Origin of the sequence: Rhizobium glycinendophyticum (assembly GCF_006443685.1) — a bacterium.
GTDB lineage: Bacteria > Pseudomonadota > Alphaproteobacteria > Rhizobiales > Rhizobiaceae > Allorhizobium > Allorhizobium glycinendophyticum.
The window spans coordinates 479,659-504,266 of sequence record NZ_VFYP01000001.1; the positions used below are offsets into that span (position 1 = coordinate 479,659).

The 24,608-nt window shown below is 62.7% G+C and carries 23 protein-coding genes; 11 read left to right on the forward strand and 12 right to left on the reverse strand.

The genetic code is table 11. The annotated features are described in order from the left end of the window. The first annotated feature begins 144 nt into the window (after window positions 1-144). Window positions 145-1,017: a transporter substrate-binding domain-containing protein gene (locus tag FJQ55_RS02350; RefSeq protein ID WP_140826117.1), complete on the forward strand. Its 873-nt coding sequence runs from the start codon at window positions 145-147 to the stop codon at window positions 1,015-1,017. Window positions 1,018-1,040: 23 nt separating this feature from the next. On the opposite strand, the gene FJQ55_RS02355 is transcribed toward FJQ55_RS02350, so the two are convergent. The 5 genes from FJQ55_RS02355 to FJQ55_RS02375 all read right to left on the reverse strand — a co-directional run bounded on the left by FJQ55_RS02355 (window position 1,041) and on the right by FJQ55_RS02375 (window position 4,321). Beyond that, window positions 1,041-1,454 carry a tellurite resistance TerB family protein gene (locus tag FJQ55_RS02355; RefSeq protein WP_140826118.1) on the reverse strand — a complete coding sequence of 138 codons (414 nt, stop codon included), beginning with the start codon at window positions 1,452-1,454 and terminating at the stop codon, window positions 1,041-1,043. A 138-nt stretch (window positions 1,455-1,592) separates the two neighbouring features. Beyond that, window positions 1,593-2,315, reverse strand: coding sequence for a thermonuclease family protein (locus FJQ55_RS02360; RefSeq protein WP_140826119.1), 723 nt, complete (start codon window positions 2,313-2,315; stop codon window positions 1,593-1,595). 12 nt (window positions 2,316-2,327) lie between these two features. Beyond that, entirely contained in the window at window positions 2,328-2,996 is a 669-nt protein-coding gene (locus FJQ55_RS02365) for a S24 family peptidase (RefSeq protein WP_140826120.1), read from the reverse strand. A gap of 123 nt (window positions 2,997-3,119) precedes the next feature. Then, a complete protein-coding gene (locus FJQ55_RS02370; RefSeq protein ID WP_062276586.1) occupies window positions 3,120-3,767 on the reverse strand; it encodes a response regulator in 648 nt (215 codons plus the stop codon). Window positions 3,768-3,886: 119 nt separating this feature from the next. Continuing rightward, window positions 3,887-4,321, reverse strand: coding sequence for a hypothetical protein (locus FJQ55_RS02375; RefSeq protein ID WP_140826121.1), 435 nt, complete (start codon window positions 4,319-4,321; stop codon window positions 3,887-3,889). A 105-nt stretch (window positions 4,322-4,426) separates the two neighbouring features. Between FJQ55_RS02375 and FJQ55_RS02380 the strand changes: the two genes are divergently transcribed. Together FJQ55_RS02380 and FJQ55_RS02385 are read left to right on the forward strand one after the other, a co-directional pair. Next, entirely contained in the window at window positions 4,427-4,780 is a 354-nt protein-coding gene (locus FJQ55_RS02380; protein WP_140826122.1) for a DUF952 domain-containing protein, read from the forward strand. A gap of 3 nt (window positions 4,781-4,783) precedes the next feature. Further along, a complete protein-coding gene (locus FJQ55_RS02385) occupies window positions 4,784-5,872 on the forward strand; it encodes a quinone-dependent dihydroorotate dehydrogenase (RefSeq protein WP_140826123.1) in 1,089 nt (362 codons plus the stop codon). On the opposite strand, the gene FJQ55_RS02390 is transcribed toward FJQ55_RS02385, so the two are convergent. The 3 genes from FJQ55_RS02390 to FJQ55_RS02400 are packed head-to-tail and all read right to left on the reverse strand — an operon-like array spanning window position 5,848 to window position 7,997. Continuing rightward, window positions 5,848-7,191, reverse strand: coding sequence for an MATE family efflux transporter (locus FJQ55_RS02390; protein ID WP_140826124.1), 1,344 nt, complete (start codon window positions 7,189-7,191; stop codon window positions 5,848-5,850). The two genes, FJQ55_RS02385 and FJQ55_RS02390, sit on opposite strands and share 25 nt — an antisense overlap. Before the next feature lie 35 nt (window positions 7,192-7,226). Beyond that, on the reverse strand, window positions 7,227-7,724 hold the full coding sequence (locus tag FJQ55_RS02395) for a CAP domain-containing protein (RefSeq protein ID WP_140826125.1): 498 nt from the start codon (window positions 7,722-7,724) through the stop codon (window positions 7,227-7,229). A gap of 6 nt (window positions 7,725-7,730) precedes the next feature. Then, on the reverse strand, window positions 7,731-7,997 hold the full coding sequence (locus tag FJQ55_RS02400; protein ID WP_140826126.1) for a DUF6460 domain-containing protein: 267 nt from the start codon (window positions 7,995-7,997) through the stop codon (window positions 7,731-7,733). A 155-nt stretch (window positions 7,998-8,152) separates the two neighbouring features. Here FJQ55_RS02400 and FJQ55_RS02405 point away from each other — a divergent pair, with 155 nt between their 5' ends. The 5 genes from FJQ55_RS02405 to pdeM all read left to right on the forward strand — a co-directional run bounded on the left by FJQ55_RS02405 (window position 8,153) and on the right by pdeM (window position 14,018). Continuing rightward, window positions 8,153-9,091 (forward strand): class I SAM-dependent methyltransferase, encoded by a 939-nt coding sequence (locus FJQ55_RS02405; RefSeq protein WP_140826127.1) that lies wholly within the window; start codon window positions 8,153-8,155, stop codon window positions 9,089-9,091. Window positions 9,092-9,210: 119 nt separating this feature from the next. Further along, window positions 9,211-9,849 carry a DUF6198 family protein gene (locus FJQ55_RS02410; RefSeq protein WP_140826128.1) on the forward strand — a complete coding sequence of 213 codons (639 nt, stop codon included), beginning with the start codon at window positions 9,211-9,213 and terminating at the stop codon, window positions 9,847-9,849. A 5-nt stretch (window positions 9,850-9,854) separates the two neighbouring features. Then, the gene (locus FJQ55_RS02415; protein WP_140826129.1) at window positions 9,855-10,682 is read left to right on the forward strand and encodes a CPBP family intramembrane glutamic endopeptidase; all 828 of its coding nucleotides are present in this window, start codon (window positions 9,855-9,857) and stop codon (window positions 10,680-10,682) included. 53 nt (window positions 10,683-10,735) lie between these two features. Beyond that, window positions 10,736-13,243, forward strand: a complete 2,508-nt coding sequence (locus tag FJQ55_RS02420) for a ligase-associated DNA damage response DEXH box helicase (RefSeq protein ID WP_140826130.1) — start codon at window positions 10,736-10,738, stop codon at window positions 13,241-13,243. Window positions 13,244-13,331: 88 nt separating this feature from the next. Next, window positions 13,332-14,018 (forward strand): ligase-associated DNA damage response endonuclease PdeM, encoded by a 687-nt coding sequence (gene pdeM / locus FJQ55_RS02425; protein WP_246085116.1) that lies wholly within the window; start codon window positions 13,332-13,334, stop codon window positions 14,016-14,018. Window positions 14,019-14,029: 11 nt separating this feature from the next. Here the strand turns inward: pdeM and FJQ55_RS02430 are convergent, their stop codons facing one another. Continuing rightward, window positions 14,030-14,584 carry a dihydrofolate reductase family protein gene (locus FJQ55_RS02430; protein WP_140826132.1) on the reverse strand — a complete coding sequence of 185 codons (555 nt, stop codon included), beginning with the start codon at window positions 14,582-14,584 and terminating at the stop codon, window positions 14,030-14,032. 89 nt (window positions 14,585-14,673) lie between these two features. Between FJQ55_RS02430 and FJQ55_RS02435 the strand changes: the two genes are divergently transcribed. Then, entirely contained in the window at window positions 14,674-15,219 is a 546-nt protein-coding gene (locus FJQ55_RS02435) for a winged helix-turn-helix transcriptional regulator (RefSeq protein WP_140826133.1), read from the forward strand. Here the strand turns inward: FJQ55_RS02435 and FJQ55_RS02440 are convergent. The 3 genes from FJQ55_RS02440 to FJQ55_RS02450 form a co-directional block, all read right to left on the reverse strand. Next, window positions 15,179-15,988 (reverse strand): TIGR02186 family protein, encoded by an 810-nt coding sequence (locus FJQ55_RS02440; protein WP_140826134.1) that lies wholly within the window; start codon window positions 15,986-15,988, stop codon window positions 15,179-15,181. The genes FJQ55_RS02435 and FJQ55_RS02440 overlap by 41 nt on opposite strands. A gap of 1 nt (window position 15,989) precedes the next feature. Then, window positions 15,990-16,907 carry a sulfite exporter TauE/SafE family protein gene (locus FJQ55_RS02445; protein WP_140826135.1) on the reverse strand — a complete coding sequence of 306 codons (918 nt, stop codon included), beginning with the start codon at window positions 16,905-16,907 and terminating at the stop codon, window positions 15,990-15,992. Between the two features lie 205 nt (window positions 16,908-17,112). Continuing rightward, window positions 17,113-20,988 (reverse strand): peptidoglycan-binding protein, encoded by a 3,876-nt coding sequence (locus tag FJQ55_RS02450; protein WP_140826136.1) that lies wholly within the window; start codon window positions 20,986-20,988, stop codon window positions 17,113-17,115. Window positions 20,989-21,387: 399 nt separating this feature from the next. On the opposite strand from FJQ55_RS02450, the gene FJQ55_RS02455 reads away from it, so the two are divergent. After that, window positions 21,388-23,181 (forward strand): acyl-CoA dehydrogenase C-terminal domain-containing protein, encoded by a 1,794-nt coding sequence (locus FJQ55_RS02455; RefSeq protein WP_140826137.1) that lies wholly within the window; start codon window positions 21,388-21,390, stop codon window positions 23,179-23,181. A gap of 198 nt (window positions 23,182-23,379) precedes the next feature. Next, the gene (locus tag FJQ55_RS02460) at window positions 23,380-24,588 is read left to right on the forward strand and encodes an acetyl-CoA C-acetyltransferase (protein WP_140826138.1); all 1,209 of its coding nucleotides are present in this window, start codon (window positions 23,380-23,382) and stop codon (window positions 24,586-24,588) included. Window positions 24,589-24,608 lie beyond the last annotated feature (20 nt).

A 24,608-nucleotide genomic window follows, 5' to 3' on the forward strand; every position in this document is an offset into this window, starting at 1 on the left:
GCTTTCGCCTGACCCGTTCTCATGTGATGCAGAAGCATTGCGCACGGCGACGAGCCGCGGGCCGTATTCCCTCGTCCACACCAAACTGATACACGTCACCGGATCACGACGACGCCCCCACTCACCCGGTTGATGATGATAGAGATGCGCGTAAAAGTTACATCCCTAGATTTTAAAGGGTTGTGCCAGGGGCTGGCGTTGCTGTCCCTTGTCCTCGTCCTGCAGGTCGGCCAGGCTCAGGCTCAGCCGGCAGATCTGCCCGTGCTCTTCGATGCGCGTGAAAGGCTTGTGCGTCCGGATGTGAACGGCATGCTGCGTCTGCGCTTCCTGACAACCACGGATTTTCCGCCCTTCAATTTCATTGACCAGGCCGACCGTCTGTCCGGCTTCCATGTCGATCTTGCCCGCGCGCTTTGCGAAGAGCTGGCGATGCAGGCGCGCTGCCAGATCCAGGCGCTGCCTTACGAGCAACTCGCCGATGCCCTGGACGCGGGGCAAGGCGAGGCAGTCCTTGCGGGCGTTGCGGTGACGCCTGAGTTGCGTAAGCGGTTCCGGTTTACGCGTCCTTACCTGCTTTTGCCTGCCCGCTTCCTCGTCGACCGAAAACAGCATCCTGCCGGGACCGGTGCGCAAGATCTCTTCGGTCGCCCTGTCGGAGTCGTTGAAGATACAGCCCATGCGGCGATGTTGAAGACCTTCTTCCCCGACATCCGCGCTGTTCCGTTCAAGGATCGGGACACGCTGATGGAGGCACTGAGAGACAAGCGGATCGATGCGGTTTTCGCCGACGCGCTGCAACTCTCCTTCTGGATGCAGAGCTCGGCCGCTGGCAATTGCTGTGCCTTCCTCGACGGTGCCTATCTTTCGGAAAGCCATCTGGGTGAAGGCATGACCATCATGGTCGCAGGCAAGGACGACAGCCTTGCTGCAGCGCTTGAAAGTACGCTGGCCGCTCTGTCGAAGAACGGGCGGCTGGAAGAAATCTACCTACGGTATTTCCCGGCCGGCCTTTATTGAGCTTGGACTCCGGCCGAGCCCCGTCAGGCCCGCCGATAGCGGGCAGAGGCACTGCGCTCCAGGGCCGCGCAAGTAAGCTTGTCTAGGTCGAAGCGGTCGCGCAACAATTGCAGCAGGCGCAGTTCTTCCGGCTTGACCGACAGGTCGACGGCAATGATTTCCACTGCCAGCGCATAGGCCGTTTCCCGCAGCCATTCCGGCAGCGCGTCGCGGATCGTCTCCAGCGCAATATCAAGACCTTCCGGCCCCGAAAGAAGCTTCGCGCAGCGCTGCGAGACCTCGATCAACTGGTCCTTCTCGAAGTCATCGAAGACGGGAAGGATGTCGATCAGCTGGCCGATACGCGTGAGTTCGGTTTCGGCCATGGCATTGTCGACCGCAGACGCCATCACCATGACGAAGATCAGGGCTTCTTGCGGGGAAACGTGGTTGTTCATCTGTCTTTTGTTCCTGTTGGCTGGCGAAAGAGTAGGGAGCATGACGACCCGTTTCAAGCAATGCCGCAGCCTTTCGGCCTAGGACGGCAAAGGCGCGGCTCGGAGGGACGCGGTGCAGCACAGTGGAATGGGTTGGTGCTAGCGTACGGCATCACCAAAAAGCCCGCGTCTTTCGGCGCGGGCGATTTCGGTGAGGGAGGCAAGAGAGGAGGTCGGCTCTGCCTCCGCCCATCCCTGTTTGGCAAGCCAGGCAGAGACGTCCTGCAGGCCGATCCAGCAGCGCGTGCGGATCTCGCCCGTCCACACCGTGCTGGCGGCTTCGCAGGCGAGTGAACGGTTGCGGATGAACAGACGCTGCTGAGTTCTGGCCATCACCCCGCAAGCCCACTGGCTGCCTCCGGAATCCGGACAGCTGCGTTCGAGCGTCGTGGGGGTGACATCGAGCAGTCGGATGGTCTGCGCCGTGCCGAAGCTGATCAAGCCTGCCTGGAGACTGGTCGGCCGGTGCAGGAGGACAACCGCGGCCCTGGCCCGCTTGGGCGGGTCGGCACGCGGCATCCGCGCCTCGATCCGTTCCAGGTTCTCGGCATCAGCAAAGGCCGGTGAGGCGAATTGCTGCGGCTCGATGGCCCGGACCCGACGAGATGGCTCAAGGACCGCATCTGGAGACGACGTCCCGGCATCAGCCGGCGGCGCGGCACTGACATCCGGCAAGTCAAGCTCTGCCGGGTCGGGAACGTCGAGGTCCTGCATGTCGTAATCAACGGGATCCTCACGGAAGCTCTGGCCCGCAGTGACCACGAGAAAACCCCAGATGAGAAGGCCGATCACGCCCAGGATGATGGTGACGGTCCGTCGCATAGGTTCCAATTCCTACTGGCTGGCCCAGATGATCCGCGCCACCCATTCCACATCGCTCATCTCGAGACTGCGCGGCGGATGCTCCGGATTGAGCGACTGCAACTCGATCGTCTTGGCGCTCTGCCGGGCAAGGATCTTGGCCATCACCTCGCCTTCGCGGGTCTTGACCACGACGCGGTCGCCGCGCCTGACCTGAGCACCCGGCTCGACGATCAGGATGTCACCGTCGCGATAGAGCGGCTTCATGCTCTCGCCCTGAACTTCGAGCGCATAGACGCCGTTGTTGCGCCCGGGCGCTGCCGGAAACTCGACCAGATCCCAGCCCTGGCCGGCGGGAAATCCGCCGTCGTCGAAAAACCCGCCCGCACCCGCCTGGGCCATGCCGAGCAGGGGGATCGAGCTCGCCTGCGGCGGGAAAGATCCCTCCGGCAACTGGTTTCCGCGCAGGCTGTCCGGCGACACGTAGCGCATGAACTGGTCGAGGCTGGCGCCGGTTGCCTCCAGCACCTTGGAGATGGATTCGGTGGAGGGCCAGCGCATGCGGCCGTCGGCGCCGACGCGCTTGGACTTGTTGAACGAGGTTGGGTCGAGCCCAGCACGGCGTGCGAGACCGGAAGGCGTCAGCGCGTGCTGCTCCGCCAGCCTGTCAATCGCGGCCCATATGCTGTCATGCGAAAGCATTTTTCGCGCCCCACCTTTAACCGGCAGGTCGGATGGGTCCTGTCCGGCAGTCGCCAGAACCATACTGGAGCGGAAACGCCGAGTAAAGCGAAAAGGAATAAAATCCTCAACAATGGAGGTTGATCAGGCCACCATCGCCATGTTGATCTTGCCGAGCTGGATGACCGCCTGGGTCCGGCTGTCGACCTTGAGCTTCAAGAGGATGGCCGAGACATGGGCCTTGATCGTCGCTTCGGATACCCCCAGCTCATAGGCAATCTGCTTGTTGAGCAGGCCTTCGCCCAGCATGCCGAGCACGCGGCTCTGCTGTGGCGTGAGCGTGCGCAGGCGGTTGATCAGATCGGCGACATCAGGGTCGGTCTCCTGCCCACCGGTATAACTGGCGGGCGTTGCGATATCGCCTTCCAGAACCGACTGGATTCCAGCCCGGATGTCCTCGATCCCGGCCGATTTCGAGATGAAGCCGGAGGCGCCGAGCTCCAGTGCGCGGCGGATGGTGACGGGATCGTCGGTCGCAGACACGATGACCAGCGGCAGGCTGGCGAATTCGGCCCGAAGCGCCATCAGGCCGGAAAAGCCGGAGACGCCCGGCATGGCAAGATCGAGCAGCATGAGATCGGCATCGGGATGACTGGCGGCCGCCTTGCGCGCCGCCTCGAAATCGCCCGCCTCAATGATGGTCTGGTTTCCGTCTATGCCCGTGACCGCCTGGCGCAGGGCGCCGCGAAACAGCGGATGATCGTCAGCGATGATGAAGGTCGATGCAGCCATGTCAAAGCCCCCTCCCAAGAGCGTTGTCATTTGCGCGTGATCGCGTCTTCATCTTTTAGCGCTTGCTGCGGCACTAGACAATGGTTGTGCGACGATTGGCACACGCGGTGCCATGCGCGTCAGGTTCTGTCGGGCGCGGGCTTGTTCTCTTCGCCCCGGAATTCTTGCACCAGGTTGAAGAAGGCGCGCATGAAGCGTTCCATGATGCCGATCGATCGGTCGATTTCCGCATCGCTCGGCAAGGGGGCGCTGGCGGCCGGGCGTCCGCTCGCCAGTTGCTGCTCCAGTGCCTCCACGCGCTTCTCCAGTCGGGCGAGATCGGCATCGTAGGCCGCACGTTCATCGGCGCCCATCCGGCAGGTCAGAGTGCCTTCAGCCTCGGTGCAAAGCGTAACCGCTCCGGTCTGGCGGTCGAGCCGGACGAAGCCGCTATCGGATTTTTCCAATGTGTAGCGGTCGGCGACACCGTCCTGAGCCAGGACCGGTGCGGCGAACCGCAATGGAGCGAGACTTGTGACCGCGAGCAGCAGAATTGCGGGTTGGGAAAAACGCATGGTGACCTCCTCTTGATCGGGACCGCAGGCCTGCGGCGTGGACATTTGGCGCGGTTTCCGGCAAACCGCAGCCCGACGCCTGATCAACGAGAGAGGAGCCGGACCGTGGTGAAAACCATATACAAGATCGTGCCGCAGGAATTGTGGCGACAAGCCCGGCAAGAAGGTGTTTTCCGGGGCGCTCCGATCGACCTGAAGGACGGCTACATCCATTTCTCCACCGGGTCACAGGCCGTGGAGACGGCGCGGCTGCATTTTTCCGGCGAAGCGGACCTTGTGCTGGTGGCGGTGGATGCGGGTGTCTTTGGCGAGGCCTTGAAATGGGAACCGTCGCGCGGCGGCGATCTTTTCCCGCATCTGTTCGCCGATCTGCCGCTCGATGCCGTGCTCTGGGAAAAGCCGCTGCCGCTCGGGGCTGATGGCGTCCACGTATTTCCCGCCGACATGAAGGAGGCTTGACCGATGCCCGATCTTTTCTCGCTCGGCCGTCGTGGCCTCTTCCTTTTCGATGCCGAGACGGCCCATGGCCTGTCGATCGCAGGGCTGAAGACGGGCCTCGTACCCGCTTGCCGGACCGCTGCCGATCCGCGCCTCGCCCAGACTGTTGCCGGCATTCGTTTCGCCAATCCGCTCGGCATGGCCGCCGGCTATGACAAGAATGCAGAAGTGCCGGATGCGCTGCTCTCGCTCGGCTTCGGTTTCGCCGAAGTCGGCACGCTGACGCCCAAGGCCCAATCCGGCAATCCGAAGCCGCGCATCTTCCGGTTGGAGCGCGATCGCGCCGTGATAAACCGCCTCGGCTTCAACAACGAAGGCCACGACGCAGCGCTCGCGCGGCTATCGGCGAGAGGCAACCGCGCTGGCATCGTCGGCGTCAATATCGGCGCCAACAAGGATGCGGCAGACCGCGTGGCCGACTATGTCGCCGGGATCCGCCGCTTCTATTCGGTGGCGAGCTATTTCACCGCCAACATCTCCTCGCCCAATACGCCGGGTCTTCGAGACCTGCAGGCCAAGGAGAGCCTGGACGCGCTCCTTTCCGCCGTGCTGGCCGCCCGCGCGGAAGAAGCGATCCGGGCTGGCAAACGCCTGCCGGTCTTCCTGAAGATCGCACCCGATCTCGCCGAGGAAGGTTTGGACGACATCGCCGAGGTGGCGCTTGCCCATGATCTTGACGGTCTGATCGTTTCCAACACCACTCTGTCACGCGATGGCCTCACCGACCGCACCCATGCCGGAGAGGCGGGCGGCTTGTCCGGCGCGCCGCTCTTCGACAAGTCGACTGCGGTTCTGGCACGCATGCGCAACCGGGTCGGTTCCGCTCTTCCGATCATCGGTGTCGGGGGTGTGTCATCGGCCGAAACGGCACTTGAGAAGATCCGGGCGGGTGCGGATCTTGTCCAGCTCTATTCCTGCATGGTCTATGAAGGCCCGGCGCTTCCCGGCCGGATCGTCAAGGGGCTTTCCGCGCTCCTCGATCGGGAAGGCGTGTCGAACATCCGCGATTTGCGCGATACGCGACTCGATCACTGGCTCTCCGCGAAGGTCTGATCGGCCTTCGCTTTCAGTCGCGACAGGAGCAGCAGCCCGCGGAGCGCCAGGAACACGTTGAGCGCCATCCAGAGCCCATGATTGCCGAGAAGCGGCACGAGCATGGCGACGCTCGCGAGGTAGCCGAGAAGCGCGAGGATCATCATATTGCGCATCTCGGACGACCAGGTGGCGCCGATGAAGACGCCGTCCATTTGGAAGGCAAGCGCGCCGGTGAGCGCGGTCAGCGCCGCATAGGGCAGGTAGGTTTCGGCAAGCGCCCTGACTTCGCCGGCGGTGGTGATGAAGGCGATGATCGCGTCGCCAAAGGCGAGGAAGAAGCCGAGGCTTGCAACAGCCAGACCGAAGGACCACAGCCCGGTCAATTGCACCGCCTTGGTGAATGCCGGCCGATAACGTGCACCGACAGCCTCGCCGACGATCTGTTCGGCGGCAGTCGCCATGCCGTCGAGGTAGAAACTCGAGATCATGAAGAAGTTCATCAGCACCGCATTGGCAGCCAGTGTCACCGCGCCAAAGCCGGAGCCGATGCGGGTCATCACCGTGAAAGCCGTGATCAGCGAGAAGGTGCGAATAAGGATGTCGCGGTTGAGGCGGAAGAGCGCCAGCAGTTTGGCACCATCCGTCAACATCGTGAGGCGGGGCAGGGCCGCTGATTTATAGCGCCAGAAGATGAAACTGATGCCGGCCAACATAGCGACGGTTTCGCCGATCACCGTGCCCCAGGCGACGCCGCTTATGCCATAGCCGAAGGTAAGGCCGAGCAGGATCGACATGACGATGTTAACGCCGTTGAGCAGGATCTGCAGCGCCAGTCCGATGGACCCCAGCCCGCGCCCGAGCACGAAGCCAAGCAGGGTGAAGTTGGCAAGCGTCACCGGCGCGGACAGGATGCGGATGCCGATATAGGTCGCCGCCGCCGTCTGAACGTCTTCGGTGGCGCCCATCAGGGCTGGGCCGCCACGGATGATCAGGGGCGACGCAAGCAGGATCAACAGCCCGAAAACGATCGAGAGTGCGATCGATCGCCAGAAGACAGCGAAGAGCTCGCCCGTTTCACCACGCCCCTGCGCCTGCGCCACGAGTGCCGTCGTTGAGGCGCGCAAGAAGTTGAGGCTGGCGAAAAGCAGGTCGAAAAGCGCAGCCGCAATGGCAAGCCCTGCCAAGGCTTCGGCTGACCCAGAACGTCCGACCACCGCAGTGTCTGTCAGACCCAAAAGGGGTGTGGTGACAAAGCCGAGCGTCATGGGCACGGCGATCGCAAGAACGGATTGGTTGGTGACTGTGAATGTCCGGATGGGGGAGGGGGAGGAATTCATGCGTTGCTCCGGCGGGAACCGGAGCGGAGAATCGCTCAGGCCGACAGCACCATGGCCCAATAAGGCCGGTTACCGGAAGAGGCATCCCAGGCGACGGCGACGCCGAGCCCGTTAAAATTTCCCAGCATGTTGTCGAGGTGGCGCTTCGAATCGATCCAGGCCTGCACCGCGCGCTGGACCGTATCCTGGCCGGCCGCGATGTTCTCGGCAGCGGGCAGGGGCACGCCATGCCCCTTCATCCGCGCGGCGAAGCTGTCGTTGAAACCGATCAGGTGGGACATCTGGCCCGCCCGCGCCATGCGTTTCGCCTGGGCGACGGCGGCGACTTCCGCCTGCGCATTCCGGCTAAGTGCAGAGAGGCCGCGCGATTGCCGGAGCGTGTTGACCATGGACAGGGCCGCCGTCGTCTCCACCCGGGACTGGCCGTCGGTGGGCGTGAGAACGTCCGTGGTCCGGCAGCCGGCGATCACGGCAGCAAAGCCGCCTGCAGACAGCAGGAGCAGCCGCCTGCGCGGCAGGGAAGGGATTGTCATCAGGGGTCAGTTCCGGGAAGCGAACAGGCGCAGCAGAATGAAGGCAGGGATCACCACCGTCGCACCGATCAGGAAATATTGCCCCACCCGGCCCAGCGCATCGAAGCCCGTGTGCCAGAGATCGATGATGAAATAGCGGATGCCGTTGATCAAATCCATCGGCTCAAGCCCGAAGACGGCCATGACGAAGCCGACGATCAGCGAAACGACGATCAGCTTGACCAGCGTTCTGCCGGGTGTGTCGCCGAGAAATCGATTGATACCGTCCGCCATGCCTGTCTCCTTTTGTTGGCGAAGATATGGGCGAACCGCCCTTTCCATGCAAGTCGCCGGCTCTGGTCTTGCCGATAGGACTTGAGTTTTTTCCGCCGATCGGTCAAGACCGCGCGCCTTGGCCGCTTTGGAAAAGGCGTTGAGGACCTTAGCCGATGCACCCCACGCAGTTCTCGTCCGGCGACGTCATCGCCGATCGCCGCGCAGATTATGCCCGCATGCTCGCCGACAATGGCGAACATGAGGCGGCCGTCGAACTGATGGAGCAGGCACTGGAACTGGCCCCGGACTGGCCGGCGGGCCTCGTGCGGCTCGCGGACTATGCAGAAAAGGCCGGTGCCAAGGAGAAGGCCGTTGTCGCCTTGCGCAAGGTGCTGGAGCGGGATGTTGAAGACCTGTTCGGCGCCCGTCTGAAACTGGCGCTGCTCGGCGCCGAGGCGGTGCCCGATGGACCGCCGAGCGCCTATGTCGAAGCGCTGTTTGATGACTACGCAGACCGTTTCGACAAGGCTCTCGTGGAGCGCCTCGATTACACGGTTCCGGCAAAGCTTGCCGCGCTCGTCGCGGAGCATCATCCGGATAGGTTCGGGACCACCGTCGACCTCGGTTGCGGCACGGGCCTCTTCGGCGCCGAGATCCGGGAGCGCACGTACAGGCTTGAGGGTTTCGATCTCTCGGTCAACATGCTGGCCAAGGCCGGCGAGAAGCATCTCTACGATCTTCTGGGCAAGGCTGATCTGTCGCTGGAGGCCGCGGGCTCGGGCCTCTTCGGCGATGGGCTTCACTGTGCCCGGGCTGACCTCGTTTCCGCCGCAGACGTGCTCATGTATCTTGGCGATCTCGGCAACGCTTTTTCGCTTGCGGCAACCCTTGCAAGGCCCGGCGGCCTTTTCGCCTTTTCGGTCGAGGACGCCGGCGAGGACGACGGCTTTGTTCTTGCCCCCAGCCTGCGATACGCCCACAGCGAGGACCATGTCCGCGTGCGTTTGGCGCAAACCGGTTTCGAGCCGATCTTGCTGCGGCGAACCACCATTCGCATGGATGGCGGCAAACCGGTCTCCGGCATCCTGTTTCTTGCGTTGAGACGGCCCTAGAGAGCAGCTTTGTTGCGATTTGCTCGATAGGTCAGCTTTCCTGACCCATCGCTCTTGCGGATAGCCGATTCTCGCGTACTATTTCGTCTCGGGAGGCCACCGGTTTCTGGAGAGATGTGATGGCGCAAATGACGAGCATGCTGGGCATCTGGAACTCCAACCCGACCCGCCACAGTCCGGCGGAAGATCTTCAGGGACTCGTGGCCGGCAGCCTGATTGCCGCCCTTGGCCTTTATTTCCTCGCCAAGGTCGGCCTCCTGACCGGCGGCATGGCCGGCCTCGCTTTCGTTCTGCATTACTGGAGCGGCTGGAGCTTCGGTCTGCTCTTCTTCCTGCTCAACCTGCCCTTCTACATCCTGTCCTTCCGCCGCGTCGGCCTTGATTTCACCATCAAGACCTTCATCGCTGTCGGGCTCACCTCCTTCCTGGTCGAAATCGAGAGCCGCTTTCTGGTGATCGAAAGCATTGCCCCTGTCTGGGCCGCAGTGCTGGGCGGTTTGTTGCTGGGCTTCGGTCTCTTGGCGCTATACCGCCACCGCGCCAGCCTCGGCGGCCTCGGTATCCTGGCCGTCTACATTCAGGACCGTTTCGGCATCCGCGCCGGCCTCGTCCAACTGGCCTTTGATCTCTGCGTAATGGCCCTCGCCTTCGCCGTGGTCAGCCCGGGCGTGGTGCTTTATTCTGTCATTGGGGCGGTGGTGCTGAACCTGTTTCTGGCGATCAATCACCGCTCGGATCGGTATATTGCGCTGAGGTAACACTCTTGGCCGCCACAGACAGCTCGCAACCGGCATCTCTCCAACGTCGTCTCGCAACCTTCTACGGCGTGACGCTCGGCGTCTCCTGGAGTTGGTGGGGCTGGATGTTTTTCACCGGTCAGATGGTCGAACCGGGTTCATCTGCGTCGCACCTTCCGGGACTGGCCGGACCGCTGGTCGGAGCGATTATCTCTACCGCAGTCTTTGACGGCAAGGCCGGCCTACGGGAACTGCTTGGCAGAGGTCTGCGCATACCGCGACGCCCCTGGCTTGCGCTCGCGCTCATCCTTTTGCCGCTCTTGCTGCTCGCCTTTGTGATCCTCGTCGGCCATGCCAGAGGTGAGGGCTGGCCGGCGGTCAACGCGTTTTTCGACTATCCTGGTGTACCGTCGACCACGGGATGGCTGATGTCGATCATTCTCGTCCTTCTGCTCAATGGGTTTGGAGAAGAAGTCGGCTGGCGGGGATATGCATTTGAGCGGCTGGTGGCAGAACGTTCGGCGCTCAGGGCGACCCTCTGGGTCTCTCTGCTCTGGCTCGTCTGGCATCTCCCCTTGTTCTTCGTTCACCGCAACATGGCGGAGATGATCGGTCCCGCTCTCCTCGGTTGGGCCATAGGGCTCCTGCTCGGCGCCTTCGTTCTATCCTGGCTTTATCTAAGCTTTGAGCGCTCGATCCTCGTATGCGCCCTTTGGCACACCGCCTATAATTTTGCCGTGGCGACCCCAGCCGGTGGTAATCTGGCGCCCGCAGTCATCTCGACAGTCGTCATGTTCGCAGGCCTCTGGGCCGCATGGGTCCTGCGCGAAAGCCAGAAGCCAGAACCGAGATAGACTGTCGGCTGCATGCCTCTTCTCTTTCCGCTCCCGTCCACTACCTTGGCGCAGTGAACACATCTGATTCCGATCTCTCGCGACTACCTGTCCCCTTCCTTCGCTGGTTCGGCGAAAAAGGATGGCGCCCGCGCGCGCATCAGATGGAGCTGCTGGCGCGGGCGAGGGGGGGCGAGAGCCTGCTGCTGATAGCGCCGACAGGTGCGGGCAAGACGCTTGCGGGTTTCCTGCCAGCCTTGACCGACCTGACCGAGCGCGGGCCTAAGAAACCGGGCGAGACCTTCACGGGCATCCACACGCTCTACATTTCGCCGCTCAAGGCGCTTGCCGTCGATATCGAGCGGAACCTGATGAAGCCCGTCACCGAGATGGGGCTGCCGATCACCATCGAGAACCGGACCGGCGATACACCGGCTGGCAAGCGACAGCGTCAGAAGCTGAACCCGCCCGACATCCTGCTGACCACACCGGAGCAGCTGGCGCTGCTTCTGTCCCATTCCGACGCCACCAGGTTCTTCAAGGACCTGCGCTATGTCATCTTCGACGAGTTGCATTCACTGGTGACGTCGAAGCGCGGCCATCTTCTGTCGCTGGGCCTTGCCCGCCTCAGGCGCCTGGCTCCGGAGTTGAAGACCATTGGTCTTTCGGCGACGGTTGCGCAACCGATGGACCTGCGCCGCTGGCTGGTCGGCCAGCTTCAAGGGGCGCAGCCCGCAGCAGGCCTGATTACTGTCGAAGGCGGGGCAAGGCCCAATATCACGATCCTGGAGACCGAGGAGCGCATTCCCTGGTCGGGCCATTCCGCCCGTTATGCCATCCCGGACGTCTACAATGTCCTGAAGGATTTTCAGACGACGCTGCTCTTCGTCAACACGCGCTCCCAGGCCGAAATGCTGTTCCAGGAGCTCTGGACGGTCAACGACGACAATCTGCCGATCGCACTGCATCACGGATCGCTCGATGTCTCTCAGCGCCGCAAGGTCGAAGCGGCGATGGCCGATAACAAGTTGCGCGCCGTGGTCGCCACCTCGACGCTCGATCTCGGCATCGACTGGGGTGATGTCGATCTCGTCGTCCACGTCGGCGCACCGAAGGGCGCATCAAGGCTTGCCCAGCGCATCGGTCGTGCCAATCACCGCATGGATGAGCCGTCCCGCGCCATTCTCGTCCCGGCGAACCGCTTCGAGGTGATGGAGTGCCAGGCGGCCCTCGACGCCAATTATCTCGGCGCGCAGGACACGCCGCCGGTGGGCGAGGGCTCGCTCGACGTGCTTGCCCAGCATGTGCTCGGCATGGCCTGTGCCGGCCCCTTCGATGAGGAGGACCTCTACGGCGAGGTTGTGAGCGCGCTGCCCTATGCGGAACTCCCGCGCGAGACCTTCGCCCGCATCGTCGATTTCGTCGCGACCGGCGGTTATGCGCTCAGGACCTATGAACGCTACGCCCGCATTCGCAAAACCAGGGAAGGCCTCTGGCGTGTCTCCAACCCGCAGGTGGTGCAGCAGTATCGCCTGAACCTCGGCACCATCGTCGAAATGCCGATGCTGAATGTCCGGCTCGTCAAGCGCAACCATCTGGGCTCGATCGGTCGCGGCGGCATGACGCTCGGCAAGGTCGAGGAATACTTCTTCGAACAGTTGACGCAGGGCGATACCTTCCTGTTCTCCGGCAAGGTGCTGCGCTTCGAAGGCATCAGGGACAACGAGTGTCTCGTCTCGAACGCCTTCTCGCAGGATCCGAAGATCCCCGCCTATGCAGGCGGCAAGTTCCCGCTCTCGACCTATCTCGCCGATCAGGTCCGCGCCATGTTGGATGATCCCGATCGCCGCACGAGCCTGCCTGATCAGGTGCGTGACTGGCTGTCGCTGCAAGAGGAGAAATCCGTGCTCCCGAAGCGGGGCGACCTGCTGATCGAGACCTTTCCGCGGGGCGAGCGCTTCTACATGGTCATCTATGCCTTCGAGGGCAGGCTGGCTCACCAGACGCTGGGCATGCTCCTGACCCGGCGGCTGGAGCGCATGGGGGCAAAACCACTCGGCTTCGTCGCAACCGATTATGCGCTCGCCATCTGGGCTCTCGAAGACATGGGTTCGCGCATAGCCCGAGGCGTGCTCAGTCTCTCCGACCTGTTCGACCAGGATATGCTGGGCGATGACCTTGAAGCCTGGCTCGACGAGAGCTGGATGCTGAAGCGCACCTTCCGCACCTGTGCTGTCATTGCCGGACTGATCGAAAAGCGTCATCCGGGTAAGGAAAAGTCCGGACGCCAGGTGACGGTCTCGGCTGATCTGATCTATGACGTGCTGCGCAGCCACGAGCCGGACCATATCCTGATGCAGGCGACGCGACAGGATGCCGCCGCGGGACTTTTGGACATCGCCCGACTTGCCGATATGCTGGAGCGAATCAAGGGCCACATCCTGCACAAGCGGCTGGACCACATCTCGCCGCTTGCCGTGCCAGTCATGCTGGAAATCGGCAAGGAAACGGTGGCGGGTGAGGCGCAGGAACATGTGCTGTCCATGGCGGCCGAGGACCTGATCGCCGAGGCCATGGCCTGACATCGGGGCAACCCGAATGATGAAACGCCGGGAACGGCAGGACGAAAGCATGACGAGCTTGACCGCAAGGCGCCTGGCGCCGCCTGAGATGGCCGAGGTGGCAACCGAGATCGCGCTCTGCGGCGTCGCGGCCGTCTGCGATCTGACCGGGGCCCTGTATCTGCCGGATCTCGACACGCTCGTCGTCTCCGATCTGCATCTGGAAAAGGGTGCGGCCTTCGCCCGCCGTGGGCAGCTTCTGCCGCCCTATGATACGCAGGCGACCTTGCAGCTGCTCGACGCTGTCGTCACGCGCTACCAGCCGAAGACGGTGATCAGTCTGGGGGACAATTTTCACGACCGTGTCGGTTCGGTTCTGATGCCCTCGCTCTATCGCGAGATGATCCAGTCGATCGCGCGCGGTCGTGATCTCGTCTGGATCAACGGCAACCACGATCCCGACGGCACGTCCGATTTACCGGGCATCTCCGTAGACGAGATCGCGCTTGCCGGTCTGACCTTCCGGCACGAACCGTCTCTGGCGCACGGCAAGGGTGAGGTCGCCGGTCACCTTCACCCCTCGGCCACTGTACGGCGTCGCGAAAAATCCGTGCGCCGGCCGTGTTTTGCGACCGATGGTAATCGGCTCGTCATGCCGTCCTTCGGCGTGACGACAGGCGGCCTGGACCTGCGCCACAAGGCCTTCACCGGCCTCTTCACCCGCACGGACCTGATCGCACACTTGCTTGGCCGCGACCGGATCTACTCCGTACGTTTCGGCAACCTGCTGGGCTGAGCCCGGCTCACTCAGTCTGAACGGACGGCGTAACGCAGGATCACGGCGCCGGTGTCGACCGGTCGAGCTTCCAGCAGCGTCAGTCTCTTTTCAGGACCGTGTTTGAACAGTGGGCTGCCCGTTCCAAGCAGGACGGGGGCGACGCAGACGCGGATCTCATCCACCAGTTCGGCCTCCAAAAGCATATGCTGCAGCTCCGCACTGCCAAAGACGAAGATGGTTTTGCCGCACTGTACCTTCATCGCCCGCAACTCGGAAACGGCATCCGCCAGCACGCGCGTGTTGTTCCAGGTCGCCTCATGCAGTGTTCTGCTGGCGACGCCCTTGGGCTTCGCATTCATATAGGCCTTGATATCGAGCTCTTCCGTCGTGTCCGGCCAGTGGGCTGCCATGCCTTCATAGGTCTTGCGGCCGAAGACGATGAAGTCGGTTTCCTCGCCGAGGGACAGGGCATAGCTGCGCAGATCCGCGCCCCAGGCGAGAAGATGAAATGCAAGGTCCCAGGGGGTGTCGCCCTCGAAATACCCGTCCAGCGACATCAGGTTCCAGCCCACCAGTTTCCGCATGACTTCCTCCTCAATCCGATTGCATATTGCAACTGGTTGATTGCTACCCCAACTGATGGCATTACGCAATCGGTTTTGGAGTCCACTGGATGACGATGCAGCGCTCGGGCTGTCCCATCAATCTCACCTTGGAGGTGATCGGCGATCGCTGGAGCCTGATCGTTATCCGCGACGTTATGTTCGGAAACCGACGGCATTTTCGGGAATTGCTGCAGCAGTCGGAAGAAGGCATTGCCTCGAACATCCTAGCCGACCGGCTGAAGCGTCTGGTGGCCCATGATCTTCTGTCACGCAGGGACGATCCGACGCACAAACAGAAGGGCGTCTATTCGCTGACGGAAGCGGCGATACAGCTGGTTCCCGTATTGGCGATGATGGGCGCATGGGGGCGGCGGCACCGGCCCGTCAGCGAGGATCTGGCCATCCGAGCGGAACTGCTGGAACAGGGTGGCCCAGCGCTCTGGGACGACTTCATGGCCGAGCTTCGGGTCGTCCATCTCGGCGTAGCGCGCCATCCGGATGCCCGTGACGTCCTTGCCGACCTGACGGCGGCCTATCTGGCGGTAAAGGCGCGCATGGCGGAGGAAGCCGTCCTCAATCCTTCCGGAACACCAGGCTCGCCAGCCAACCCGTGATCAGGGCTGTCATCACCGCAAATAGGCCGTAGACGAGCGGCTGTTCATGGGCGGCTTCGGTGATTGCTTCTTCGAGGCCCGTCTTGATGACGCGCAGCGGCAATTCCTTTTCCGCGATGAATTCGCCCGACTTGAACAGATAGGCATGCACCATGTGCACCCCGTCCGGAATGTTGGCCGGCAGGCGCAGCGTGGCCTTGAACAGGCTCGAGGAGACGAAGCGCACGCCGTTGGTATCCCGCTGGTAGAGCCCCTGGCTCTGCTTCAGGCGCCGGAACGCGTCCCGGAACTCGGCGAGGTTGGCGGCGGTGGTGATATAGCCGGTCGGCGTCAGCGCCAGATGGTCGATACCGATATTGCGGGAGGTCAGCTCGCGCGCGGCCGAGATCTGCTCGACCGGACGGGTGCTGGCCAAGGAATAGGAAATCGGCATCTGCTCGAAGGTCATCGACGTCCGGTTGACCCAGATGCCGAACAGCCGCTCTTTCCGCCGCACCGTCGTCCAGTCGCGCGGCCCTTCCAGCGTCACCACCACATCGTATTGGCCGATGGCGAGCAGCAACTGGTCTGTATTGGCGAGCGCCCCGAAAATGGTGAGGTCGGCGCCGGAAAAGTCGGAGGTGATCGCGATTTCGCTCGTCGAGGTGCCGATGTCGAGGCTTTCCCTGCCGGTAAAATCGAGCGCCAGTGGATCCTGGGCGTGAGCCGGGAGGGCGCAGAGCAGAGAGATCAAGAGCGCGGAGGCGATGGCCGGGAGGCGAAAGATCATCTCAGCCCCCGATCGCAATCGAATAGATGTCTTCGGGCGGCACGATAAGTTCGATCGCAAGACGAACGCCAACGGCCAGAACCAGCAAGCCGAGCAGGGCGCGCAATTGCTCCCCGCGCAGTTTCTGACCGACTCGGACGCCATATTGTGCGCCGATCACGCCGGCGACCATCAGGATGAAGGCAAGCACGATATCGACCGAATAGTTCGTCGCCGCCTGCACGATCGTCGTATAGGCCGTGGTGAAGATGATCTGGAACAGCGAGGTCCCGACAACGACATTGGTCGGGATGCGAAGCAGATAGATCATCGCCGGCACCATGATGAAGCCGCCGCCGACACCCATGATCGAGGTCAGGATGCCGATGCCGAAGCCGAGTGCCAGAATAGGGATCACGCTCAGATAGATCTTCGATTTCTTGAAGCGCATCTTGAAGGGCAGTCGATGCACCCAGTTGTGCTGGCCGGGACGCTTCAACGGTGCCGTCTCGTTGCGCGCTGCGCGCCTGAGCGCCCGCAGGCTTTCTGCCAGCATCAGCCCGCCGATCGTGCCAAGAAACACGACGTAAAGCAGCGAGATAATCAGGTCCAACTGGCCGAGGCGGCGCAGCCAGGAGAAGATCCCGACACCGACACTGGCGCCGGCAAGACCGCCGATCAAAAGCACCGTGCCAAGCTTCATGTCGAGCGAGCCACGGCGGAAATGTGTGATGGCGCCGGACACCGACGAGGCGACGACCTGGTTTGCGCCGGTCGCAACCGCAACGACGGGAGGGATATTGTAGAAGATCAGGAGCGGCGTGATCAGGAAGCCGCCGCCGACCCCGAACATGCCCGAGAGAAAGCCAACAGCCGCACCCATGCCGAGGATGATGAAGATATTGACCGACAACTCGGCGATCGGCAGATAGATCGTCACGTCAGGACCTCAAATGCGATTATCCGCGCCTGAGGCGCGGATCTCGTGCGGACCTGTTCGGCCCCTGTTTTTGGATCAGTTCAGATTGACCAAGTCCTTGATCGGACTTGATCCCTCGGCATTTCCTTCTTGCGCCCGCATATCCCGCGAGTCAATTCAGCATCCCTGCATAGGCAGGGATTTTAGGCCTTTTGTGACAACGCGATCACTTGTTGCGGGCAAGCAGTTCCTTGACCAGCTTGTCGCTGACCTGACCATTCGGCTCTTCGCCAATCGAACTCTGGAAAGCCTTGATCGCAGTCACCGTCTTGGCGCCCATGACACCATCCGGATTGCCCGCATCGAATCCGTTCTTGTTGAGGATCGCCTGGATGTTTCGGATCGCCTTCTTCATGTCGATGCTGGCGGTCTTCAACCCCTTGCCGGCCCATTCGTCCGGCGTATTGGCGGAGTTGGCATCCGGGTCGAGCGGGGTTGCCTTCCACAAATCAACCTCGGAGCGGGCGCGCTCCAGCTGATCCGGTTTCATCGCATTGGCGACTTCGTCACGCTTCTGCGCAGCATCCTTGTCGCCACCCTTGGCTGCAATCGCGAACCACTTGTAGGACTGGACGAGATCGGGTGCAGCACCATTGCCGCGCGCATAGAGAATGGCGAGGTTGAACTGGCTGTCGGAGACGCCGCGTTCAGCGGCCTTCCCAAACCATTCCACCGCCTTAGCATAATCCTGTGCGCCATCCTTGCCGGAGGCGTAGATGACGGCGAGGTTGTGCATGGCGCTGGCATTACCGGAAGCCGCTGCCATCTCGTAATAGCGCTTGGCCTCCTTGATGTCTGGTGCGAGACCGGTGCCCTTCTCCAGGAAGTTTGCCAGACGGTATTGCGCAAGCGCAAAGCCCTTGTCGGCTGAGAGCTTGTACCATTTTGCCGCCTCGGCAAAATTGTTCGCCACGCCGCGGCCCTCAGTGTAGCGCGCACCAATTTCAAAGAGCGCCAGCGGATCGCCATCCTTGGCCGCGATCGACAGCGATGGAGGCGTGATCTCGGCCGGCACGACGATCTCGGCGGCCGGAGCCGGCGGGGTGGCTGCGGCAACGGTGGCCGGTGCAGCGGGCGCTTGCGCAGCAACAGGGTTCGCAGCGGCAACCGGGGCTACACTGTTGTCGAGGGTCTGGGCCGGACCGGCTTCAACCGGTGCCATCAGCGCGTTTACCGGTGCTACTGCCGGAGCGGCAGCCGAAGCCGTGACGGGCTCGGCCGGCGGGGGTGTAAGCGTCGGTCCGGCATCGCCGGGTGCCTGTGCCGCGATTGGTGGCCCGGCACTGTCTGCGACGGCGGTCGCGCCGTCAGCCGTCGGCTGGTCATCATCCGCTGCGGCGGGCACAACCTGGCTTACACTGTCGGGGTTGGTCGACGCGGGTGGTGTCGCGAGCGTATTTTCTTCGGGTGCTGTTTCTTCAACGACGGCTGGTGCTTCGCTCTTGGTCAGCGTGTTGATCAGCGGCATGGCCATGGCGGCAAGCAGGATCGCGCCGACGGCCATCAGGATCGGCCGGCGATAGCGGGCAAACAGCGACGACTGTCCAGGTTCGGCGGCAATCTTCACCTTTGCATTGGCCTTGCCGGCAGATTTGCCGGCGATCGCCTTGGCTGCGGGGCTCGCCTTTTGCGTCTTGTTCATTTCCATAGCAGCGGCCTGTGCAGCGCGACGGGCAGCGGCGATATAGTCGGTGCGGTCACCGGTTTCGGTTTCCGAAGCGGCGGACTTGGAGGCTTGCTGGCTGGCGCGCACGCGCTCGAGGATCTTGCGCACGTCGGGAGCGCCCGAACCGGGTTCCAGCAGTTCATTGGCTTCGTCCGGCGGCAGGACGTCGACCGGGTCGATGGACGGGGCTGGCTCAATGACCTCGCGGCCTTCCATCTTCGCGGCCAGAGCTGCCTTCGGAACCTTCTTGCTCGGCATCAGCTTCTTGCCGAGCCCGGCGAGCAGGCTGGGCTTGGATGCCTTCTTTTCGCGGGCGGCATCGATGACGGGCATGGCCGTCATTGTCTGGGCGAAATCGTCTGCGGCCGCCAGAAGTTCTTCATCCACCGGGTGGCTAGGGGCAGGAGCTGGCATTTCAGGCGGCTTCACGCTCGCCGAGGCTGGCATCGGCTCGACGGGACGTGACGGCTGTACCGCGGCGATCGGAGCCTGAGCGAACATCGGTGCCGAATCCTGCCGCTGGGAGGATTCGTGCAATTCGTCCAGCCGGCCGGCGATCTGTACCAGCGTATCGTGAAGGGCTTCGAAGGTGCGGTGGGTCCGCTCTTCGGAATGACGCGAATAGTCCTCAAGCTGCTTCAGGTGCTCGGAAAGAGCCGTCAGCGCCGAAAGATCGGCAGGCTGCGCCGCGCCGCTCAGGAGATTGCGCTGGGTGAAGTTTGCCATCACCGTTTCAGCCGCCTGGCGAGCTGCCTCGATGATATATTCGTCGCTGGTCGCAACATAGTCTTCCAGCGCCGAAATGCGGCCCGCCACTTCCGGATCGGCGGAGGGCTGGCTGATCAGGGCGGAGAGATGGGCGATCTGCTCTTCGAGACCGCGAAGGCTGGCGCTTTCGGAGCCTGGAACGCTCGAACTGGTTTCCTCCAGTCGGTCGACGACGGCATTCAACCGATCTTCAAGGTTCCGAAGCGCGGTGTCGTCGATCACGGCGGCCGCATGCGGCGCATCCAGATCTTCAATGCGACGCGCAAGAATCTCCAGGCGGTCGGCCAGGCGATCGTTGACGGCGCCGCTGTCGAGCGCATCGATCTTTCGCGAGATATCGGCGAGATAGCCGGTCAATTCCGGTGCCGGGACAGACGCCTGGCCCCGCTCCAGCATATAGGACAGCTGGTCCAGTCGTTCTTCAAGGCGTACCGCACCCTGTTCGGCGGAGAGCTGCTCGATGCGGACGGTCAGCAATTCCAGCCGTTCGGCCAGTTCCTGCGAGACATCTGTTTCGGGTGTGCGGCGCTCGGAAAGCGTCTCGATCTGCCGAGCGAGCCCGACCAGGCGATCTTCCAGCCGGTGGAACGTGGCCGGATCATTTGCCGGTCCGCTGGCGCGGCTATTGGCGGCAATGGCACGGGTGATTTCGTCGAGGCGCAGGTCGAGCCCGGCGAATTGCTCCATTACCATGCGCTCGTTCGGGTCGATATGCGCGCCGATGTGCTCAAGCGCGCTGGCGACGGTCATCAGCTTGTCTTCGAGCGCCCGAATGGTGCGGCTGTCGCCCATGCTTCCGAGCTGGGCCTTGATGTCGTCAAGGCGATCGGCAAGCCGAATGATCTCATCGCGCATGGCGCTGGTGTCCAGCTCATCGAGGCGCACCTCGACATCGCTCCAGCGTTGTTCCATGCGCTGCACGGTCTCTTCGCGGGCAAGCCCGTCCATGAGGGAGCGCAGAGCGTTAAAGTCCTGCCGCAAGCCATCCGTCCCGGGAGTATGGGCGGAATCGAGATGTTGGATGCTGTCGGCTAGGCGTGCGAGATCGGCGCGCAAATCGTCCTGCGGACGCTGCTGTTCGGCAATGGCGCGAATCGCGCGCATCTCGCTGCGCAGCCCGGCGATCTCGCGGGAGATTGTTTCTGTCACGTCCTGACGCAAGTCCTGGCGCAGGCCGTTGAGCGGCTCGCCCATGTCACGGGTTTTAGGAGCGGTAGCGGCTGGAAGGGATACGCTTGCTCGCGCTTCGCTGCGGGTGCTGAAGCCGGGGCGAGGCTCGGCCAGCGGCGGGGTCCCGACGGGTACGCGCGTGGGCTGCTCATCACCACGGCTGTAGAGGCTGCCACGGTCGACGCCGCGGCTGCGGCTTTCTTCAAGGGCCTTCTGGCGCTCGCGAATCTCGGCGAGCGGGTCCGAACGTCGCGGCGATTCCTCGGGCCGGCTGCGCGGCAGCGGGCGGGCGGGTGCCTCGGCTGCGGCGGTCGCTCTTGCGCCCGATTGATTCATCAGGCCCTCGATCCTTGCTTCCAGCCCTTCGATGGTGCGGCTCAGCGCATCCAGCGAGGACGGGCTGCCGGGGCGCGGAGAGGGGGATCGAGATCCGTTCATGGTTCTGCTCGCTTCATGATGCGGGGAGGGACGTGCTCACCCCGATGCGTCCGAGGCCGCCGATCCGGCTGTCCAATCCCCTCGTCCTGGCCCAGGTGCTGGGTGAGGTGACGGGAATCGGCTTGGGATCATCGGCTTTCAAACGCAACCTTTCATGAAACATGGTAAACAAGCCGTTAAGTCCGGTTAAGAAATGCGCAAACCCAGGTAAGTTCAGCTATGCCTGAAATGCTCCGCACAAGTCGGATCGGACAGACTGCGCGGGGAGGCGTGGCGGTCCGAACTCACGCGAAAAACGGGCTCCATGTAAATTTTGACGTTTACGCGCACGTCAATTATTTGTATAAGCCAGATCAGTCCGATCCCGTCGGAACCGAAGTCTTTGGAGGAAGATGACCGATGCCTGTCTACAAGGCCCCCGTAAACGACACGCTTTTCATTCTCAACGACGTCCTTGGTCTCGAGCGGTACAACAACCTGCCCGGCTTCGAGGACGCGACACCTGACATGATCGAGGCGATCGTTGGAGAGGCCGCCAAGCTCGCAGAAGAGCAGCTTTTCCCGCTCAATCTCTCCGGCGATCAGGAAGGCTGCGTTCGTTCGGATGATGGATCGGTCAGAACACCTAAGGGCTTCAAACAGGCCTATGACGCCTACTGTCAGGGGGGGTGGCTGGGCCTCTCGATCCCGGCCGAATACGGCGGCCAGGGTCTGCCTTACGTGCTGCATTCCGCCGTCGGCGAATACATGTCGTCGGCCAACATGGCGTTGATGATGTATCCGGGCCTGACCCAGGGCGCGATCGCCGCGATCCTCGTTCATGGTTCCGACGAGCAGAAGCAGAAATATCTGCCCAAGATGGTCGAGGGTGTCTGGACCGGCACCATGAATCTCACCGAACCGCATTGCGGCACCGACCTCGGCCTCTTGCGCACCAAGGCGGTTCCGAATGGCGACGGCACTTACAAGATCTCGGGCCAGAAGATCTTCATCTCGGCCGGCGAACACGACATGTCGGACAACATCATCCACCTGGTGCTTGCCCGCATCGAAGGTGCGCCTGAAGGCACCAAGGGTATATCGCTCTTCATCGTGCCGAAGTTTATGGTCGGCGACGACGGCTCCGTCGGCGCACGCAATGGCGTCACCTGCGGTGCTATCGAGCACAAGATGGGCATCCACGGCAACGCCACCTGTGTGATGAACTATGACGAGGCGACGGGTTATCTGATCGGCGCCGAGAACAAGGGCTTGGCTGCCATGTTCGTCATGATGAACGAGGCCCGGCTTGGAGTCGGTCTGCAGGGCCTGTCGATCTCCGAAATCGCCTATCAGAACGCTGCCAACTATGCCCGCGAACGCATCCAGGGTCGCTCTCTCTCCGGTGCCAAGGCGCCGGAAAAGAAGGCCGACCCGATCATCGTGCATCCGGACATCCGCCGCGCTCTGCTGACCATCAAGTCCTTCAACGAAGCCGGCCGTGCTTTCACGCTCTGGACCGCCTTGAAGTCCGACATCGCGCATCGCTCGGGCGATGCCGCTGAAAAGCAGCTTGCCGACGACGTTCTCGGCCTGATGACCCCCATCCTCAAGGGTGTCCTGACCGACAAGGGCTTCGACCATGCGGTTATGGCCCAGCAGGTTTATGGCGGCCACGGTTACATCGAAGAATGGGGCATGAGCCAGTATGTCCGCGATGCCCGCATCGCGATGATCTACGAAGGCGCTAACGGCATCCAGGCGCTCGACCTCGTCGGCCGCAAGCTCGGACTGAACGGCGGTCGGGCGGTCATGGCGCTGTTCAAGGAAATCGGCGATTTCTGCGAGGAGCATCGCAACGACGAGAAGATGGCCTTCTTCACCAAGGGCCTGAAGAAGGGCTTGAACGACCTGCAGGCTTCCACCATGTGGTTCATGCAGAATGCGATGGCCAAGCCCGACAATGCCGGCGCCGGCTCGACCGACTACATGCACCTCTTCGGTCTTGTTGTCCTCGGCTACATGTGGGCGAAGATGGCGAAGGCCGCCAACGACAACCTCGCCTCCGGTTCGGGTGATGCCGATTACTACAAGAACAAGCTGTTGACCGGCCGCTTCTACATGGAGAAGGTCATGCCGGAGACGGCGCTGCGCAAGGCCCGCATCGAGACCGGCGCCGACAGCTTGATGGAAATGGCCGCGGAAGCGTTTTGATTGCGCGACCTGCTCCCTCCCCCTTGTGGGGAGGGATGGGGAGGGGCCTTGTAAGGATAACCCCCTCCCCGTCGCTGCGCTCCGACCCTCCCCATAAGGGGAGGGTTGACCCGAGGATGCGGCCCCGCCTTGCCCAGAGAACGGCAGGCAGAGGACAGTAAAATTCCGGCGCCCCTACGCGCCCAAGGGAGAGAGACGATGACTGAAGTCTTCATTTACGACCACGTGCGCACGCCCCGCGGGCGCGGCAAGAAGGACGGATCGTTGCACGAAGTGCCGACGCCGCGCCTGGCCGCCAAGACGCTGGAAGCGCTTCGCGACCGCAATGGCCTCGACACGTCGACCGTCGACGACATCATCTTCGGTTGCGTGGACCCGGTCATGGAAGCCGGCGCCGTGATCCCGAAGGCGGCTGCCTTCGAGGCCGGCTATGATTTCTCTGCCCCTGGTATCCAGATCTCGCGCTTCTGCGCCTCCGGCCTAGACGCAATCAACCTTGCTGCAGGCAAGGTTCTCGCCGGCTCCGACGACATCGTCATCGCAGGCGGTGTAGAAAGCATGTCCCGCGTCGGAATGGGCATGTCCGGCGGCGCCTGGTACATGGACCCCTCGGTCAATTTCCCGGGCTATTTCATGCCACAGGGCGTCTCCGCCGACCTAATCGCCACCAAATATGGCTTCACCCGTGATGACGTCGATGCCTATGCCGTCGAGAGCCAGAAGCGCGCCGCCGCCTCCTGGGCGGCCGGCAACTTCGACAAGTCGGTGATCCCGGTGAAAGACGGCAACGGCCTCGTCATCCTGGATCGCGACGAACACATGCGTCCCGGTACCGACATGCAGTCGCTGGCGAGCCTCAACCCCTCCTTCCAGATGCCGGGCGAAATGGGCGGCTTCGAAGCCGTCGCCATCCAGGCACACCCGGAAATCGAGCGCATCAACTACATCCACCATGCCGGCAATTCCTCCGGCATCGTCGATGGCGCTGCTGCCGTTCTCGTCGGCTCCAAGGCGGGTGGTGAGGCCATGGGCCTGAAGCCCCGCGCCCGCATTCGCGCCTTCACCAATATCGGCTCCGATCCGGCCCTGATGCTGACCGGCCCGGTCGATGTGACGGAAAAGCTCCTGAAGCGCACCGGCATGAAGATTTCCGACTTCGACCTGTTCGAACTGAACGAAGCCTTCGCCGCCGTCGTCCTGCGCTTCATGCAGCATTTCCAAGTCGACCATTCCAAGATGAACGTCGCCGGCGGCGCAATCGCCATGGGCCATCCGCTTGGTGCCACCGGCGCGATGATCCTCGGCACGGTGCTCGACGAACTGGAACGTCGCGATCTGAATACGGCCCTCGTCACCCTGTGCATCGGCGCCGGCATGGGCACGGCCACCGTCATCGAACGCGTCTGATTTCCCGGGAGGAGTAAGAT